The 18,730-nt window shown below is 42.8% G+C and carries 19 protein-coding genes; 7 read left to right on the forward strand and 12 right to left on the reverse strand.

What is annotated here, in order from left to right:
• Positions 1-67 precede the first annotated feature (67 nt).
• Positions 68-679: a glutathione S-transferase family protein gene (locus ACS8E3_RS00055; RefSeq protein WP_439239937.1), complete on the reverse strand. Its 612-nt coding sequence runs from the start codon at positions 677-679 to the stop codon at positions 68-70.
• Between the two features lie 136 nt (positions 680-815).
• Here ACS8E3_RS00055 and ACS8E3_RS00060 point away from each other — a divergent pair, with 136 nt between their 5' ends.
• Positions 816-1,424, forward strand: a complete 609-nt coding sequence (locus ACS8E3_RS00060) for an O-acetyl-ADP-ribose deacetylase (protein WP_439239939.1) — start codon at positions 816-818, stop codon at positions 1,422-1,424.
• Positions 1,425-1,431: 7 nt separating this feature from the next.
• On the opposite strand, the gene ACS8E3_RS00065 is transcribed toward ACS8E3_RS00060, so the two are convergent.
• Positions 1,432-2,091, reverse strand: a complete 660-nt coding sequence (locus tag ACS8E3_RS00065; protein ID WP_439239941.1) for a DUF1294 domain-containing protein — start codon at positions 2,089-2,091, stop codon at positions 1,432-1,434.
• A gap of 194 nt (positions 2,092-2,285) precedes the next feature.
• Between ACS8E3_RS00065 and ACS8E3_RS00070 the strand changes: the two genes are divergently transcribed.
• Together ACS8E3_RS00070 and ACS8E3_RS00075 are read left to right on the forward strand one after the other, a co-directional pair.
• On the forward strand, positions 2,286-2,795 hold the full coding sequence (locus ACS8E3_RS00070; protein WP_439239943.1) for an FKBP-type peptidyl-prolyl cis-trans isomerase: 510 nt from the start codon (positions 2,286-2,288) through the stop codon (positions 2,793-2,795).
• Between the two features lie 45 nt (positions 2,796-2,840).
• Complete coding sequence (locus ACS8E3_RS00075) at positions 2,841-3,881, forward strand: aldo/keto reductase (protein WP_439239945.1); 1,041 nt, start codon at positions 2,841-2,843, stop codon at positions 3,879-3,881.
• A 165-nt stretch (positions 3,882-4,046) separates the two neighbouring features.
• On the opposite strand, the gene ACS8E3_RS00080 is transcribed toward ACS8E3_RS00075, so the two are convergent.
• The gene (locus tag ACS8E3_RS00080) at positions 4,047-4,832 is read right to left on the reverse strand and encodes a lysophospholipid acyltransferase family protein (RefSeq protein ID WP_439239947.1); all 786 of its coding nucleotides are present in this window, start codon (positions 4,830-4,832) and stop codon (positions 4,047-4,049) included.
• Between the two features lie 270 nt (positions 4,833-5,102).
• Between ACS8E3_RS00080 and hflX the strand changes: the two genes are divergently transcribed.
• From hflX to ACS8E3_RS00100, 4 genes are all read left to right on the forward strand, one after another.
• Entirely contained in the window at positions 5,103-6,569 is a 1,467-nt protein-coding gene (gene hflX, locus ACS8E3_RS00085) for a ribosome rescue GTPase HflX (protein WP_439239949.1), read from the forward strand.
• Between the two features lie 365 nt (positions 6,570-6,934).
• Positions 6,935-7,381, forward strand: a complete 447-nt coding sequence (locus ACS8E3_RS00090; protein ID WP_439239951.1) for a CidA/LrgA family protein — start codon at positions 6,935-6,937, stop codon at positions 7,379-7,381.
• A 42-nt stretch (positions 7,382-7,423) separates the two neighbouring features.
• A complete protein-coding gene (locus ACS8E3_RS00095; RefSeq protein WP_439239953.1) occupies positions 7,424-8,092 on the forward strand; it encodes an LrgB family protein in 669 nt (222 codons plus the stop codon).
• Positions 8,093-8,337: 245 nt separating this feature from the next.
• A complete protein-coding gene (locus ACS8E3_RS00100) occupies positions 8,338-9,144 on the forward strand; it encodes a lytic transglycosylase domain-containing protein (protein WP_439239955.1) in 807 nt (268 codons plus the stop codon).
• Positions 9,145-9,242: 98 nt separating this feature from the next.
• Here ACS8E3_RS00100 and tsf read toward each other — a convergent pair whose 3' ends face one another.
• The 9 genes from tsf to ACS8E3_RS00145 all read right to left on the reverse strand — a co-directional run bounded on the left by tsf (position 9,243) and on the right by ACS8E3_RS00145 (position 18,687).
• A complete protein-coding gene (gene tsf / locus ACS8E3_RS00105) occupies positions 9,243-10,124 on the reverse strand; it encodes a translation elongation factor Ts (RefSeq protein ID WP_439239957.1) in 882 nt (293 codons plus the stop codon).
• 218 nt (positions 10,125-10,342) lie between these two features.
• Entirely contained in the window at positions 10,343-11,182 is an 840-nt protein-coding gene (gene rpsB / locus ACS8E3_RS00110) for a 30S ribosomal protein S2 (RefSeq protein ID WP_439239959.1), read from the reverse strand.
• Positions 11,183-11,563: 381 nt separating this feature from the next.
• A complete protein-coding gene (locus tag ACS8E3_RS00115) occupies positions 11,564-12,013 on the reverse strand; it encodes a chemotaxis protein CheX (protein ID WP_439239961.1) in 450 nt (149 codons plus the stop codon).
• Between the two features lie 36 nt (positions 12,014-12,049).
• The gene (locus ACS8E3_RS00120; RefSeq protein WP_439239963.1) at positions 12,050-12,499 is read right to left on the reverse strand and encodes a chemotaxis protein CheX; all 450 of its coding nucleotides are present in this window, start codon (positions 12,497-12,499) and stop codon (positions 12,050-12,052) included.
• Between the two features lie 46 nt (positions 12,500-12,545).
• Positions 12,546-12,908 carry a response regulator gene (locus ACS8E3_RS00125; protein WP_439239965.1) on the reverse strand — a complete coding sequence of 121 codons (363 nt, stop codon included), beginning with the start codon at positions 12,906-12,908 and terminating at the stop codon, positions 12,546-12,548.
• Between the two features lie 26 nt (positions 12,909-12,934).
• On the reverse strand, positions 12,935-15,157 hold the full coding sequence (locus ACS8E3_RS00130; RefSeq protein ID WP_439239967.1) for an ATP-binding protein: 2,223 nt from the start codon (positions 15,155-15,157) through the stop codon (positions 12,935-12,937).
• Between the two features lie 12 nt (positions 15,158-15,169).
• A complete protein-coding gene (locus tag ACS8E3_RS00135) occupies positions 15,170-16,039 on the reverse strand; it encodes a transporter substrate-binding domain-containing protein (RefSeq protein WP_439239969.1) in 870 nt (289 codons plus the stop codon).
• A gap of 322 nt (positions 16,040-16,361) precedes the next feature.
• A complete protein-coding gene (locus tag ACS8E3_RS00140) occupies positions 16,362-17,537 on the reverse strand; it encodes a multidrug effflux MFS transporter (RefSeq protein WP_439240649.1) in 1,176 nt (391 codons plus the stop codon).
• Positions 17,538-17,874: 337 nt separating this feature from the next.
• A complete protein-coding gene (locus tag ACS8E3_RS00145; protein WP_439239972.1) occupies positions 17,875-18,687 on the reverse strand; it encodes a crotonase/enoyl-CoA hydratase family protein in 813 nt (270 codons plus the stop codon).
• Positions 18,688-18,730: the final 43 nt, after the last annotated feature.

Raw genomic sequence — 18,730 nt, forward strand, 5'->3', positions numbered from 1 at the left:
TTGTTGTCGTGAGATTAACCTTGATGATGCGCGGAGTGCACCCTAGCCCAAAACTAATCCTACTCCCCTACTTTCTAGGAAAATTCTCTCGCGCCGACAATCTTTTTACATAAGCCTTAGCAGACTCAGGTAAAGCAACACCTAACATCTTTAACCAATTAAATAAATGATGATAATAAATATCAGCCAGCGTAAAGCTATCACCTGCTATGTAGTCTTGGTCAGTCAACCAGTCGTTAGCAATCGGCAACGCTTTTTGAATGTTGGTTATACAATTCTCAGCGGTGCCCTCAGGCCAATTCTCGTAATTCTCTAGCACCTTAATCTTAGTTAAGATCCACACATAGCTCTCAATCTCTATCATGCCAAACGAGATAACTTGACGCAGTTTATAGTTCTTCTCAGCATAATTATCGTCATCATGGCTAGGCGTTAAAGGTCTATCAGGATGTAGATCATTTAGATATTCGATAATTGCTAAGGATTCGGTGAAGTTTTTACCTTTATGAGTAATCGCAGGAATCTTGCCAAAAGGGTTAATCGCGAGGAAATCTGGATGTCGCTGCTCGAACTTATGACCATCAAGCTCCTTAGTCTCGTATTCCAAGCCAAGCTCTTGCAATGCCCAAACCACCGTTTCTGCGCGGCTAGGATGAGTGTATTTATAGAGTGTAATCATTAAAAAATTCCCTTTTATCGTTTATGCGAATTTTGTTAAGTAGCAATGTATTATACCCATACCCTATACTAGTAAACGATAGTAAAACATTTACATTGAATAAAAACTCAGTACCGAATAGTCAAAAGGATATGATATGTCACAGCGTCAAAATAAGCCTATTCTACAAAAGCAAGTATCTGTTTCTGATAGTTTTAGTGCTGATACTTCTACTCGCACGGTTACCTTATCCATATTACAAGCGGATATTACTACGCTAGCAGTCGATGCTATTGTCAATGCTGCCAACTCGAGCTTGCTTGGTGGTGGCGGCGTTGATGGCGCGATACATCGAGCCGCTGGACCTGAACTGCTAGCTTATTGCCGCACTTTAAACGGCTGCGCCACTGGCGAGGCGAAGATAAGCCCTGCCTTTGAGTTACCTTGTGATTATGTGATTCATACCGTAGGGCCAGTATGGCACGGTGGCAATAAGAATGAAGAAGCACTACTCACTAGCTGCTATCAAAACTCTTTAGAGTTAGCAGTTGAAAACAAGGTTGTTAGCCTTGCTTTTCCGTCTATCAGTACGGGCGTTTATGGTTATCCAATCGACAAGGCAACCGCAGTCGCGGTAAATACAGTGAAAGATTATATACAAGACAAGCTAGCAAATTCAGCTAACTTTCCAATTAGAGAGGTCGTTTTTTGCTGCTTCTCAAATGAAGATGCTGCAGTTTATCAGCGAGTTTTGGAAGCGCTTTGAATCAAGGTTATAACCATTTTCCAATAGTTTCTAAACCGCCGCCTGCCATAATAAATAGCAAACCTGCTAAATTAATAACTACCGTCAGATAATATGCGAGGCGAAAGTCAGGCTTTTGCGATTTATGACGCAAGTAAGTTTGGGCGACCATAGCGCCAACCCAGCCGCCGAGGATGCTTAATAGATGCAAAGTAGATTCAGGCGTACGCCATTCGTTATTTTGCGCTGCTGCTTTGTCCCTGGCGTAAGTGATATAAGTCAGTATTCCTAATACCACATACCAAGCCATGATGAGCCAGCTCAGATCGCCCATGACCGCGAGTAATATCAGCACCGCATAAAAGCCAACACCCAAAAATAAGCGTTTGGTTTGTCCGGCCTCAAAGTCTGCTTGCTGTTTTCTTTTTGAGTTACGCCTGCGGATTTGACTGTTTTTATCGCTCATTTGCTGCTGCACAAAACTTAGCTCTTGTACTTGACGAGCTTGCAAGCGTCCTTGTTTATCTTGTCCAACACTGAAGACTACTTGCTCATCGATGACAGGTCGACGCGGCGCTTTAAACTCACTAACATGAAAAAACAGCGACTCACCAACTTCGGTTTCGATAAAACCAAAGCCTTTGTCATCTTGCCACTTTGTAATTCGACCTTGTTGTCTATTTGCCATTGCTAACGATACTCTCTATTATCTGGCTATGATTACTAACTTTCTATGACTCATAACTCTCTAGATCTAATAACTGCTTTAGCGCCTTTACGTTACACTATTTACGCTTACATGGGGTACTATTTCGCTTATCATTTTATAGTTTATTAACTGATCACAGCATTCCATATTTTAACTAAAACTGGCTTTTAATTATGACTGATTCTCAAAATTCACCGCAATTTATTAACCCCAATGAAGATACTCGTATCACTCATGGCAGCTTAGTCAAGCTACATTTTGAGGTGTCATTAGACAATGGTACGGTGATTGACTCCACCTTTAACCGTGATCAACCGGTCAGTCTGACTGTTGGCGATGAAAGTTTGCTGCCTGGCTTTGAGCAAGTACTCATGAACCTGCGTGCGGGCGACACCCGTACCGCGCATCTAGAGCCTGAGCAAGCTTTTGGCGACTGGAATCCGGATAATATTCAGCGATTTAGCCATCCGCAGTTTTCCTTAGTCGCTGACAATCCTGAAGTCGGTATGATGGTTGAGTTTGAGGATAAAGGTAAAAACACCTTGCCCGGTACTATTAGTGCGATTAATGACGATGACATCGAGGTCGATTTTAATCATCCCCTGGCCGGGCAAGACGTGCTATTTAAAGTCAAAATCTTTAAAGTGACGCCGCCGGGTGTGACCGGCATTCAACTGAGCTAATTACACAAGCAACTTGAAATAATAAGCACTAATAAGGATGCGCACATGCAATACAACATACTGCCGCAAATAGATGAGAAGGTCTCGAGAATTTGTCTAGGAACGATGACTTGGGGTCAGCAAAACGACGAAAGTGAAGGCCATGCGCAAATGGACTTAGCACTTGCCGAAGGGGTAAACTTTTGGGACTGTGCGGAGATGTATCCCTCGCCGCCTGATAAAGATAAGCAAGGTGAGACTGAGCGTATTATCGGCACTTGGTTTGCTAAGACTAAGCAGCGCGATAAAGTCATTTTGGCTAGTAAAATGTCGCCGATGAGCTTTTTGCGAGACGGTAATAGCCGCTATAATGCCAAGCAAATTAGTGAAGCCATTGATGGTAATCTTAAGCGTCTGCAAACGGACTATATTGATGTCTATCAGCTGCATTGGCCAGAACGTCAGTCGAACTTCTTTGGTCAACGCGGTTATGACAGCGAGATGTCAGCGCAATCACTTGATGACTTAACGCCGTTTTTAGAGACCATTCAAGCGCTCAATGACGAGATCAAAAAAGGACGTATTCGTGCTTATGGACTCTCAAACGATACCGCATGGGGATTGATGCGCTACTTGTGGGAAGCGGACAAAAACGGCTTAATCGCGCCTATTACCGTGCAGAATCCTTATAGCCTACTCAATCGGCTCTATGAAGTGGGCATGGCTGAAATTGCCCATCGCGAGAATGTCGGCTTGCTCGCCTATTCACCCCTAGCTTTTGGGGTACTCTCTGGTAAATATCTGGGCGGCAAAAAGCCAGCTGGCGCACGGCTCACTATGTATGACAGGTTCCAAAGATATACTAATGAGCAGGCGCTAGCGGCCACTGAGCAGTATGCTAAGATTGCAAGCGACGCGGGATTAGATATGGCGCAGATGGCGCTCGCTTTTGTCAATTCGCGACCCTTTCTCACTAGTAATATCATTGGCGCAACGAGCATTGAGCAGCTCAAATCAAACATCGATAGCGTTAATTTAACCTTAAGCGATGACGTATTAGCCGCCATCGAAGCGGTGCATACGCAGCAGCCTAACCCTTCGCCCTAACTTTTTAGATTGAAAATGTGTTTTAATCTGAAATTGCAAACTCATATAAAAAGGCGCTAATCAACATGATTAACGCCTTTGCCGTTTTCAATCTACCTAATCTCGCTCCAACTATAAGCTCTACATTACATCGGGCGAAAATACAGTATTAATCACTGTAAGCGATTAGTTTAATACTCGCGTATGTAGTTCTGCTAGTCCTTCTTGCATGTGCTTTTGCAACAAATCCGTCAGCTCACTTTTACTAAGGCCTTCTGGATCGATAGCTTTAAGCGGCAAAACATAAGCGGTGACATTCTTAGTATCGAGCACTTTTTTCAGACTCTGCTTCATTGTCAGCTTGCCATAATAAGGCAAGTCTTTACTTAAGCTACCGTCTTTATTGACATAAGCGATGACCATCGCCTGTACGGGCACATCAGCGTCTATAGCCGCTTGTAGCAGCTTGCCATGAATGCGCTTAATCTTAGTGCCATCAGTGGTGGTGGCTTCTGGAAAGAAAACCACTGAAAAACCTTGTCGCAAAAAGTCAGCGATTTGTGTCGCTACTGAGCCGGCATCGCCTGACCCGCGTTGAATGAATACGGTACCAGCAGCATAAGCAAGTTTGCCGAATACCGGCCATTCTCCTATCTCAGCCTTAGACAAAAAGAAAGCTGGACTGACTGTACCTACTACTGGAATATCCATCCATGACACATGGTTTGAGACCCAAAGTCCATGGTGCTGCTGTACTGGTTCAACTTCGACCACTTTTATACCAAAGGAGCCTGCCATTTTGCGACAAAACGCTTGAATATAGCGCGGTAGTTTTTCGCGCGGCGGATTTTTGAAGGCACCAATACGCTGTGCGGCTCGTAGCCCCCCTGCCATAGTGGTGGTCATACCTGCGATTTGTTTACTACGGCTGAGTTGTTTTTTTATTGAAAAGCCTGACTTAGAATGGCTCATCTGTATTCCTCATGATTGAATGTCAGTAAAAACGCCATAAGTATAGCAAAATTCTCGTAGTCAGTGACGATTTGTTCACTGAGATTAGAGGATGGTTTTTGCTATTAATGATCTGCTACAAATGCTGTAACATAAAACTAGCGCTAATCTAGCGATTACGCTTTAATAACCAGCTAAAAGACCGCATATAGACTATTATCTACACGCTATTTTTTAGGCAATTATAGCCGATAATAGCGATTTGTTTCCCCCATTTATAGGTGAAAATTTTTGGAATACTTTGAAAGATATGAAGGTGGCGAGCGTGCCATTTTAGTTCATTTAGACATTCGTCAAATCCAAGATCCTGATGACTTAAGTGAGTTTGAACTGCTTGTTGACTCTGCTGGCGCTCAGCGCGTGGAGCTTGTGACAGGCTCACGCTTAAAGCCTGATGCTAAGTACTTCGTTGGCTCTGGTAAAGCACAAGAAATCGCTGATTTGGTCAGTGCCAATGATGCCGATATCGTAATTTTTAATCATAGCCTCTCGCCCTCGCAAGAGCGTAACTTAGAAGCTTTAGCGAAATGCCGTGTACTCGATCGCACTGGTTTGATTTTAGATATTTTTGCACAGCGCGCGCGCACTTACGAAGGTAAGCTGCAAGTGGAGCTGGCACAATTGAATCACTTGTCGACTAGATTGGTACGTGGTTGGACGCATTTGGAACGTCAAAAAGGCGGTATCGGACTACGTGGGCCGGGTGAAACCCAGCTTGAGACGGATCGTCGTTTACTACAAACGCGGGTTAATCAGCTAAAATCTAAGCTTGAAAAAGTGCGTCAAACTCGCGCGCAAGGCCGTGCTCGCCGACAAAAATCAGACGTCCCGACAATATCATTAGTTGGCTACACTAACGCAGGTAAATCTACCCTATTTAACCGCTTAGTCGATGAAAACATCTATGCCGCAGATAAGCTATTTGCGACCCTAGACCCGACTTTGCGCCGCTTAGATTGGCAAGGCGTTGGCCGGGTGGTGTTAGTCGATACGGTAGGCTTTGTGCGTCACCTGCCGCATGAGCTGGTTGAGTCTTTTCACGCTACTTTAGAAGAGACTTTAGAGGCGGATCTGTTATTACACGTGATTGATTCTTCTAGTGAGGATATGCATGAGCAAATTGCAGCGGTCAAAGAGGTGCTAGCAGAGATCGATAATGAAGTGCCAGTACTCAACGTCTACAATAAGATCGACCTAACCGGTGAGCCGGCACGCATAGGCTATGCAAACGAAGGTGAGCCAAATCGCGTTTATGTCTCCTCAAAAAACAACTTAGGCATCGAAGAGCTAACACTTGCGGTACAACAGCTGATGACTGGCACTTTGACCACCTTTGATCTGACTTTGCCCTACCATGCTGGGCACTTCAAAAACACCTTGTACGAGCTTGGGGTTATTTTGGAGGAAAGCTATGATGATAGCGGTCACGAGTGCTTGATCATTCGCTTGCCAAGCGAGCGTCTCAAGCAACTATTAGGTCAAGCGGACCTGCAACCTATGGATGTGCTACCGTTAGCGCAAGCGACTTTGTTGATGCCTATTCTTGAGCCTTTTGAACAAGACGATGAAGATGAGATGTCGCCGTCTGAGGACGAGTCACTGCTAGTAGAAGACTTAACCTACGAGCAGATCTTTGAGACAGATACTGAGGCTAGCAATACTGCCACTGTAAATAATGACTCAAGTCCGCAAGCTTAAGTGTTTGAATTAAGATTCTAAGCTCAGCAGGATAAGTACCTTAAGTTGTTCTAAATAAATACTGAGTATATTGGCCGTTTTTAGGCTGATGTGCTCATTTTTATTGTCTTTCTATCCTTTTTCTTTTGCCGTTATTACCGCGCATGAACCCTTGTTGCAAATTCACAGGCTCTTAAGGTTTATTAGTGGCTCACTTCTCTATATAATCGAGCGCATTAGTTGTCACTCAACTAAAGTTTTTATTTTGTCTCAGTTTACTTTAGTAATTTAGGTAATCTCTAAAAGACAAGCCATAGCTCTTTATCGATAGCATAACGCTTTACTTTATCAAGACTCTCTAACGGTCATTGCGGCTAGGATGATTTATGAAAGCCCTTACTCAAACCAAACTGCCTTTATGGCTAGCCTTACTTTTGACGCTGGCGATGGTCGTGATAGTGCGTGAATCAGCGCTACTCCTGTGTCAGTGGGCAGGTATCGAAAAAGCTGCCAACATCGTAGGCCTCGTAGCAATGTTTGTAATTTTAGTCGTTTGGCGTTTGCTCAAAGGCTTACCTAACTGGATCACCAGAGCCAGTAATCTGTTATTAGTCGATAGCGGTTTTGCTTTTTTGCCGGTATCAGCAGGCGCTGGTATTTTATTGTTTGAGTTAGGTGATGAATTTTGGGGCGTAATGCTGACGATGGCTATTAGTACTTTGATACCGCTTTGGGGTCTAGCGATTTTAGCCAATCATTGGTTAAGCTCTAGCGCTGATAATAAAGACAACGCAGGCATAACTACACACAAAATTAGTGATAAGCCTGAGTAGCCTGAGCCGCGGAGGATTAAGATAATGTTTAGCAGTGTATTTATGGCAACTCTAGCAGCTATTTTACTGACTTTAGTCGCGCATGTCATCGCTCGTATATTAGCCAAGAAAATCTCTTGGTTACCTATGGTCATTACTGCTTTAGTATTGGTATTGCTATTTTTATTTATTACGCAGTGGGATTACGATCATTATTATAGCGTCGCCAAACCAGTGTTTGATCGCTTGCTTGGTTATGTCACTGTGCTGTTGGCTATCCCTTTAGCCGCAATGAATTTTAAAGGCTTACCAGTCAAGCGCTTATCTATTATCGTGCTCATCGCAAGTGTGATCGGCGCGCTATTACCGATGTCGTTAGCTTATCTGTTTTCACTCAGTCACGATACCTTGCTGTCTTTCGCTACGCGTTCTGTCACCACCCCTATTGGCCTGAGTGTGGCGGACTTAATCAGTGCACCGCTTGCTATGGCCAACTTGATTATTATTGTCTCTGGACTGATGGGCGGTACAGTCGCTAGGTTTTTATTTAGAAAAGTGAATGACGATCGAGCCAAAGGTTTAGCATTAGGACTGGCCGCTCACGCGTTCGGAACGGTAGAAGCTTGGCAAATTAGTCCTACAGCTGGGCGCTATGCCGCATTTGGCCTTGCGGTGAATGGCTTACTGACTGCCGTTTGGGTACCTATATTTATTAGTGCCTTTAATATCTAAATTTTTTGCTGAATAAATGAGTATTTGACTATAAAACCTATAGCTATCAATACAATGGGGCTAGCCAATATTTTGTGTTATAGTAAGTAACTATTATATTTTGTATTTATTACTAGTGGTTTTGTTACTATCGTAACCTTACAAAATCTGCTGATAATGCTAATTATGGCAGATATTTTGTCAGGCTAACAAACTAGCTATTGATAATATCGATCTGCTATTAACCGATAAAGAGTGATCTCTCTATGATGAATACTGCCCCTTTATTAAGCCGTTGTTGGTCATCTTTGTTATTGACCTCTATCGCCCTATCCGCTTTTACCATGACAGCACACGCTGGCAATATGTACATCTATAAAGACCAAGCCGGCCAGGTACTGCTAACCAATGTCAGTCCAAGCGGTAATTTTGATAAATTCACCAAAAAAGTCAAAGTCACTTATTATAAAGACGCCAAGATGTATGACGGTAGTAGCGACAATAACTATAATAATTATGGCAGTAGTACCGCTAGCAACAGCAGTAGCCGTAATGCTTATGACAGCTACATTCGCGCGTCTGCCGCGCGTCATGGCGTCGATCCTGCCCTAATGAAAGCGATGATGCATACCGAGTCCGCTTTCAATCCCAATGCTCGCTCGCCAGTAGGAGCGCAAGGTCTCATGCAACTCATGCCAGCGACCGCTCGCCGCTTCAATGTCAGCAACGCTTGGAATCCTTCAGAAAACATTGAAGGGTCAGCGAAATATATAGCTTGGCTGATGAAGCGCTTTAATAACAATGTTGAGTTTGCAGTAGCAGGCTATAATGCTGGCGAAGGGAATGTCGATAAGTACAAAGGCATTCCTCCTTTCAAAGAAACCCGTAATTACGTGCAGCGCGTCATGAGTCGCTATCATAGCTTGTATAAGAACGATGCAGGCATTGTCGGTAGCACTATGGCGGCCAATAACACTGGCATTAGTAGCGGTATGCAAAAAGTCAGCTATGGCACTAGTAGTAATGCCAATAGCGCCAGCTACGCTAATTCTGCTTTTGATGCATTACGATAATCGTATGAGTTAAGCTGTATAAATGCAAAAAGCCCGTTATATCAATAACGGGCTTTTCTATTTTAGGACGAGACAGTTACTTTAGGTTTAGCGATAACTTATTTGTTCGCCGCTTGCGTAGCTGCAACTTCAGCTGCGAAATCTTCTTGCTTCTTCTCAATGCCTTCGCCAACTTCTAGACGTTTGAAACCTAGTACTGTTACGCCATCAGCTTTTAGCACATCACCGACTTTTTTGTCATTGTCCATGACGTATGGTTGACGTAGTAAAGTCACTTCGTCTAGATACTTACGTAGGCCACCTTCGATCATTTTTTCAACGATATTGTCAGGCTTGCCAGATTCTTTTGCTTTGGCTTCGATGATATCTTTTTCACGCGCTAATACATCAGCAGACACGTCTTCATCATTAACCGCTACTGGGTTGAATGCTGCGATATGCATTGCTAGGTTTTTGCCCGTTTCTTCATTACCGCCCTCATATGAGACGACAACACCGATACGTAGGCCATGACGATATGAGGCGATATTATTGCCTTCTAGTGTCTCAACGCGGCGAATTTGAATGTTCTCACCGATTTTTTGTACTAAAGAAACACGAGCTTCTTCGACAGTTTGACCATCACCATAAGGTAATTCAGAAATAGCAGCTACATCAGTGACATTGTTTTCTAGCGCAAGATTAGCGACCTTTTCTGCAAAAGCAGTGAAGCTATCATCTTTTGCAACAAAGTCAGTCTGACAGTTAACTTCTAACAAGAAAGCTTGCTTATCGTTTTGCGCGATGATAATAGCGCCATCAGCAGCAATGTTACCGGCTTTCTTAGCCGCTTTTGCTTGACCTGACTTACGCAGATTGTCAATAGCAACTTCGACATCACCATTTGCTTCTTGCAGGGCTTTTTTACATTCCATCATGCCAAGACCAGTACGGTCACGCAATTCTTTTACCATTTTGGCAGATACTTTTACTTCTGACATAAGAGTTACCTTTTATTATGTGGGTGAATATTGATATTTATAAGAGGACGCGTTAGTTATTTAGATGCACTTAGACGCGCTTGCATTGTGTTTAGCCGCTCAATAATAAGGCATGACGAGTAAAACTACATCATGCCTATTATAAACTTATACGCTATTAGTTACTTTATATGGGTGTTAAGCGCTATATATCAAGGCTTACCATACGTTAAGTCTAATTATAGATCCGCTTGTGCTTCAGCTGGGTTCTTAGTAGCAGGCGCTTCTGCTGGCTGCTCGATAGCATCAGCATTGGCTTCAGCTGGCGCTTCTTGCTCAGCAGGAGCTTGCTGATCCGCTTTGCCGCCTGCTTGAGTCTGGGCATACTCTTTACCGGCGATAACCGCATCAGCGACAGCCGTTACGTATAGAGTCACGGCGCGGATAGCATCATCATTAGCAGGGATGATGTAATCAACGTTATCAGGGTTTGAGTTAGTATCAACGATACCGATAACTGGGATACCTAGATTTTTGGCTTCTTTGATCGCGATCGCTTCATGATCGACGTCGACGACGAAGATTGCATCAGGCAAGCCGCCCATGTCTTTGATGCCGCCTAAAGAGCGCTCTAGCTTTTCCATATCGCGAGTACGTTCTAGCGCTTCACGCTTGGTTAGTTTAGCAAAAGTACCGTCTTCCGCTTGCTTCTCAAGCTCTTTTAGACGGTTGATTGACTGGCGTAGTGTTTTCCAGTTAGTCAACATGCCGCCTAACCAGCGATGATCAACGTAAGGCATGCCAGCACGCTGTGCTTGCTCACGGATAACACCGCTTGCCGCGCGCTTAGTACCTACGAATAGGACTTTGTTTTTCTTAGCAGCTAGGTTGTTGACGTAGTTTAGCGCTTCGTTAAATGATTTAACGGTGTGCTCTAAGTTGATGATGTGAATCTTGTTGCGGGCACCAAAAATATAAGGACCCATTTTTGGGTTCCAAAAGCGGGTTTGGTGACCAAAGTGAGCGCCTGCTTGTAAAAGGTCGCGCATTGATACTTGAGTTGGGTTGTCTATAGCCATGATATTATCCTTGGTTGGGTTATGCCTCCATCTTACAAAGATGGCCTATCTAGCGACACGCATTTGCTAAAGCTTCAAATATGCAGAAGCGTTAAACAAATTAATCAAATCGCCAGACACCCAGTCATCTTTTATCGTAAGATGTGTGTCATTGGTTGGTTTAAAGAATGCGCTACTTACGAAGGAGAGTTAGAATAAAACATCAAAACTGTCTTGCAATAAATAGCTGCGCTGTATTTTACCATAAAAGCCCTGCAAAGCTCTAGTACTTTGTTCATAATGCAAAGTCGTTGATAGTTTATTAGTAAGCAAATAGCGATAAAAAAAAGACAGCCTATTAAAGCTGTCTCTCGACTGTGTTTCATATTGTAAGTCTTAATATCAAGCAATACAGATTCCTATTACCGCCTGATAACCACGCCAAGTAAACGGGGTAATATAGCTATGACGCTCTTTAGGTAGATAAGAGAGACTAGGAGCACCTTCAATAATCTCAGGTGGAGAGATAATAAAATCTGCCCCAAACTCAGTGCGAGCATTACCAGATATGGTATTGGCCATCTCCCCTAACAAGTCTTTCATCATTGTCAATGAGTTATCAGGCTCGCCCATGATATTGATAATTTCTCTTAGCATATTACTTGGAGCGCTGACGTAGACATAGCCTACCAAAGGACCAGATATTTTGATAATGCCACTGTAATCATAACCAATAGTCGTTCTATTATTATTCAGATAAGGCGTATCAACAGCGACAGCCGCCTCATCAATTTGTGCAAAAAACGCATTAATTGAGCTCAAAAACACACCCAACTTTTCAACTTTAACCATAGTTTTATCCCTATTTATCGCAGGTCAACAAGATCATCACTCTTGCAAACAGACTAATATTTCACCATCTTGCGATAACCAAGTTATGGGAATTATAAAAGAGCGCTCATCATCAAGCAGCGAGCTATTACTAGATGAGGTTTTTGATACCGATGGTACTGATATATCAAATTCTGCACCAAACTCAAGACGAGCATTTCCAGCAATGGTGTTTGCCACCTCGCCGGTGAGATCTAAGTAAATCGCTTCACTATTGTCAGTCTCGCCCATGCTCGTCAGTATAGAATATAATAATTCGCGGGTTGCTGAAAAATGTACCACACCTGTTTGAGCGCCCGAGATAGTGATCATACTAGTATAATCAAAACCTCTAGGCTGATTTTTTTCTAGTAAGTAAGGAGTATCGACTACGACTTGCTCTTTACCAAACTGATTGAAATAATTGCTAATGATATTCAGAAAAACCTGTAGACCGTGTTCTTTCATATTTTTCAATCTTTGCTTGTGGCTCTGTTTTAGTCTTTAGACCTAATTAATCTTGTACAAGCTCATACAAAGACTCTACCAGCTCCTCTTCTGAGAAAGGCTTACACAAAAACCCACTCGCCCCTAACGACAAAGCTTCTATGCCTGTAGACTTATCGGATAATGCCGAGACCACTAAAATACGAACTTCTGGGTCAAGGGCGATAATCTTTTCGATACATTCAAGACCATCCATCTGTGGCATCGTTAGATCCATAGTCACCACATGAGGACGATGTATTTTAAATTTCTCAAGCGCTTGCACGCCACTGGTGGCGGTCGCTACTAAGGTAAAATTTCCTGAGTCATATGCTCGCTGAATTCTGTTTCGAATGATATTGGAATCATCGACAATCATTAGTTTATGCATAACGTCTCTGTTGTCCTTAACTAAAACTAAGCTTTTGGCAAGGTAATGGTAAAGCGTGTCTTCTTACCAAAGGTGCTATTTACATTGAGGTTGCCACCGCATTCTTTGACTTGCGCTTTAATAATATCGAGACCAACACCGCGGCCCCCATCTTCATCAGCCTGCTCTTTAGTGGAGAAACCTGAAGAGAACAGTTGCTTCAGCAAATCAGCGCGACCAAGCTGCATCGCCTCCTCGCTACTAAAGCGCCCCTCTTTGACAAGCTGATCACAGATACCCTCATAATCGATACCTCGGCCATCATCTTCTAAAGTGATCACTAAATTTTGAGCGCTATTTTGCATCTCAAGCGTGATGTTGCCAATAGCAGATTTACCAGCGCGCGCTCGGGCTGCTGGCGTCTCTATGCCATGCACCATAGCATTGCGTAGCAGTTGAATGGTGATCGTTTTCACCGGTTTTTTCAAACGCTCTGGTATCTGCACTTGACTCAGTGTCTGGCTATTCAGTTGAACTTGTTTGGCTTGCCTATTCGCAATGTCTTGCGCAAACGCTCTATAATAAGTCAGATAATCATCCTCAGCCTCATCGCTTAAATCGACATCTTCACCTTCATCATCACTAATGATAGCTTTGTCAGTATCAAATACCTCATTATTTATTTGATTGTTTTGCTCTACTACCTTAGGCGTAGCTAAAGTATCAATATCAGCAGTAGCTGGACTTGTCGACTGCTTGTGAGTGGGAACAGAGAGATTAATTCGCTCTCCTAAAGACTCGATAGTATTGGATAGACTTAATAAATCATCTAAATGTACAGCCAAAGGCAAGAAATCATTACCGACTAGTTTACCTTGGTTTTGTAGCGCTTGGAGCTTGTCTTCAGCATCTGAAGCAATCTTCGTGAAGCTATGTAATTTTAGTGCAGAAGCTTCGCCTTTTAGACTATGCATATCGCGGTAAATAGCATTTAGCTTACCTTCAAGCTCATACTGCGAGCTGCCAGGATTCTTTAAGATATTATTAATCTTCTCAATATGCTGCTTAGTGTTAATAATGAACTCATTGATTACTTTAGGCTTCACATTCAAGATAGTCGTTAACATCTCAATTTGCATATCGTTTTGTGAGCGCTCTTTTTCTAAACGCTGCTCTAAATAAACGGCATCAGAAACGTCATTGACGTTGACCAAGATATGAACAATGTTTTTACCTTCATATACGCGCGAGAACTTAAAATCTAAATAACGATTTTCGCTGGTTTGGCTCGTAGCCTTATTATGTAGCATCACTTTGTGCAACGGATTTAACGAATCAACGAGCTTTTCTTTAACGCGTGGATTATATAATTGCTCAATGAACTTTTGCGTAGTATTTAGATCTTTGTCAGAGATACGACCACGCAAAACGTCGGTAAAGTTCTGCCCCGCTAGATTATCGCTACCGACAATAGTCGTCAGTGCGCGAGAATGCTGCTGACCAATATTTAAGTCTTTGTCTAACAAGAACAGACCGGTATTGACCGTTTCCATAATTTCTTGCGTTTCACGGCGAGCGGCGAGCGCTTCAGCGTCAGTATCACGCAGACGACGGACAAAGAAGAAGACAAAAATTAGGAAGTACGCCAAGATAGCGGCTACCCCTAGTATCTGAATAAGGCGAATGGTATTGGCTTGACGCTCAGCACTATTAAAGACATCTTCGGTTAACTGATCTAGCGACTCGTTAATAAATAGACTTGAGGTTTTGGCTTGATCTACCGCCTGAGCTAATCCATCCTCAGAGTCTACCATGATGTTATCAGCATCTTTTAGGTAGGTCTGAATCTTTGGTTCTAATAATTGCCACTGCTCGTTGGCGGCATCGATATCCGCTTTGGCGTTACTATCGATGTTGGGCAAATTATGACTTTTGCCATTTTCATCAACGATCGTATCACCTTGCTCAAGGGCAGTGATAGAGCTAGTAATCTGCTCAGTATTTCGGGTTAGACGTTCTAATACTCGCTGAATATGTGGAGAGTTAGTGTCCTCACCATAACTATTATCTAAATCAAATAGATCTTTGATGACCGCCTGAGCACGATTAGCCACTTGGTTGGTTTGTGCAATCAAAACGGTATTTCTTTCCAGTAGGCTTGAGGTATAAAAAGTAAAGGCTAGCAAAGCCCCGATCAGCGTTAAAAAAAGTGCAATGGATATAATTAAACTTTGATAGCGCTTATTATCGACATTATTTATAGTTGCCATCTCTAAAAATCCTTAATTCGCTAGCTGAGTGGAAGTAGAGCTATTTTCCGCGGTAGGTTCTGACGACCCTAACCAACGGGCCTCAATCTCTTTAAAAACCCCTTTTGCTTTGAGCTTAGTAATACCCTCATTGACGCTATCGATCAATTGGGTATTTTCTTTTGCCATTAGCACTACTTGCTGAGCTGATGGTGCATCGTCAGCTTCGTAAGGAACCATCGTTACTTTATAATCCGGATAACCTTTTACAACGTACTGTATAACTGGCAAGTCATATAGAAGTACATCAGTCTCGCCTTGGACCAAATCTTGATAGGCCAAAAACATAGTAGGTCTTGAAACCAGTTCGACTGAGTCGCCCATCTCTTTTAGGGTATCCTCTTCTTTAGAACCTTCTAAAGTGCCAGTTTTTAGACCTTTTATATCCTCTAGACCTTTTACATCGTGTTTACCTTCTAGATATATAATAGTCGCTGGATTAAAGAAATATGGAGTAGACAGGCCATATCTAACATTTCTATCATCTTTATAGGAGATACCAGATATCGCTAAATCGCGCTCTCCAGACTCCACACTATCGAACATATCTTGCCAAGTTTCGGTGTAGAACTCAGACTTAAAGCCCTGCTCTTCACCGATAGCTCTGATAGCATCCACATCAATACCTTGCAAGTTGCCATAATCATCTTTAAACGAGAAAGGCGGCAAATCGCCAGTCATAACTACTTTTATAGTAGGAGCTGAGTCAGGTAATTTACTGACAAAGCCGTCACCTTTTTGAGTGTTATCAAGCGCTGCTCTACTCTCTTGGTTAGCAGAGTTATTACAGCCAAGAAGCCCTATACTTATGACTATGGGAAGTATCTGATACAAAGATCTCATGGTCTGTCCTTAAAACTCAATATATTTAGAAATTATAAAATGATAATCAAAATACAGAGCATCAAATCTCTATTCTTTTGATACATTTAATTACACTTGATAATACTCAAGTAACTTTATAATTACAATAAATAAGTTTCTTTGAGTATAAATATTTTTTATTAATTCGTTTATATAAATATAAGACCTAACTTATTTATCTTAACGAGACAAAAGCTTAATGTTTTTTATCGCCAAAAAAAACATCTATAAGTATCAACCTATAGATGTTTTTATGTAGTCTGCTCTTTTGGACTTTAAATCAGCAAAACATTAACCAAAACTACTCCGCATCATCGAGATTTAGATTACGATCAATTTGCCAAATTAAGTAGCTACCAAGGCTCATGAGCGCAAACATTGCGATACCTATCTTTAATACTGGGTTAACTGGGAATAAGTTTAATAACAATCCGCCGAAGATACCTACTGAAAACATCAGTGAGCCTTGCATGGCACTAGCCATACCGGCGCGGCTTTTTTGAAATGCTAAAGCAATAGCAGAAGCGTTCGGCTGTGTCAGCCCCAATCCTGCAATACAGAAAAAGATGCACCCTAATACTAACGGCAGCCAAGCGTCGGTACCGAAAATCAGCCCAATCACAAATAGCATAGCAGCAGAGATGACCTGCATCATCGCGCCAAAACGCAGAATACTCAGAATACGAAATCGATTGGTTAGCCACTGGTTCAGCTGAGTTAAAGCCACAAAACCTGCCGCATTCATACCAAATAACCAACCAAAATGAGTAGCTGAAATCCCATAAGTATCCATAATTAGCTCAGAAGCTGAGCTAATGTAGACAAACATTGCGCCCATCAGTAAGCCACCGCCTATAGCCGGATAATTAAAGCTGGGGTCTTTTAGCAAATCCCAATACTGGCTGAGCACTTCTTTAGCAGGGCGAGCATTGCGATTTTCTTCGCTAAGGGTTTCAAAAAAGAAAAACTTGGTTAATAATAAATTAAGCATGCCAAAGGCGGCCAAAAACCAAAAGATAGAATGCCAATTAAAAAACTGTAGGAATAAAGCCCCAAGAGAAGGCGCTAAAATTGGCGCAAGGCCCATCACCAATATCATGATAGAAAACGCCTTTGCCGTTTGCTTCGCCGTCAGCCTATCACGAATCGCTGCACGCGTCACCACAGCGCCAACACAAGCGCCAAGTGCTTGCACAGTACGGCCTGCAAACAATACGTATTCATTACTCGTTGTGGCACAGACTATAGAGGCGATCACATACAAGGTCATACCAAAATAGAGTGGTTTGACGCGGCCGACACGATCACTCAAAGGCCCATAAATCAGCTGACCAAAAACTAAACCCACAAAATAAGCCGGTACGGAATTGGCCATAAAAGCGGTCGATACGCCAAACTCATCGGCCATAGAAGGCAATGCGGGCAAATACATATCAATAGATAATGGCCCTATCGCTACGATAAGTCCTAGCATCATAATCCAAGCTACCGGTAGCTCTGATGAGCGTACTCTGGTAGCAGCGGCTCTTTGAGGAGCAGCTTTAGTGAGATCAGTGCCATTAGACTTGCGAGCAGACATAGTACGTACCGTTTATGAAGTTTAAGATAGGTTTGTGAGATTAAAGCTAGTTAAGCTTTAAAATAGTATTTAGCAATAAACACTACTGCGCGAACAAAGCAGCAGACAAGTCTATATCGGACTGTCTGCTGCTTTTTCAATGGATAAGTAACGCTTAAAATATACCGCTCACATAATAACTACCGTAACGCCAGCCTTACTTGAAAGCCGTCTACTCGAATACGCGTCTGAGCGATTAGCGAAATTGACGTTTAGTGAATACGGTGCTCGCCTGCTTTGCCTTTCTGAGCGCAAGCTTACGATTACGGCCGAGCATTAGCTTCATTTGCCACATTTTTTCTTGATAAAGTGTTAATGCAGACTGATGATGCATAGCGTTAATGACGCGTTTACTTGCAAGCACCGCATCAGGTGAGCGCTGTACGAGCTCTTCTGCTAGCTTCTGCGCGTGCTCAAGAGGCACCTCATCACAATGACTGACGAGACCTAGCTCTTTACCTTCAGCGGCCTCAACGATACGCGCAGTCATCGCCATCTCTTTGAGTACGTCTTCGCGCACGACACCAAGCGCGGACTGAGTCAAGCCCATATCTGGCACTAAGCCCCACTTCGCCTCCATAATCGATAGCTTACAGTCAGGATGGCTGATGCGTACATCGCACGCTAGCGCCAGCTGCATGCCAGCGCCAATACAATGACCTTCTAGTACTGCAATCACCGGAATAGGCAGATCACGCCATACCAAGCAGACGCGCTGAAATAGGCTTTGTTTCGGCTTAATAAGTTCCCACATCGCATACAGCTGATTTTTGGGGTTATTCAAATCACCTAGATCAATACCGGCACAAAAAGTACCTTCCGCGCCATTTAAAATTACGGCTCGTAAGCTTTTGTCTTTGGTAATGTGGCCGGCAACACGAATGAGATCATCCACCATCTGAAAGCTCAAGGCATTTTTTTTCTGTGGGCGATTCAAAGTGACAGTGGCTATATTTTCACTAACACTGACTTGTAGCGTTTGGTATTCATAAGCGGCGATGGCGTGCATAGTAGTCCCTTAATATAATAATCGATAAAAATAAACAATAGTA

This window comes from Psychrobacter sp. 2Y5 (genome assembly GCF_051847375.1).
Lineage (GTDB): Bacteria > Pseudomonadota > Gammaproteobacteria > Pseudomonadales > Moraxellaceae > Psychrobacter.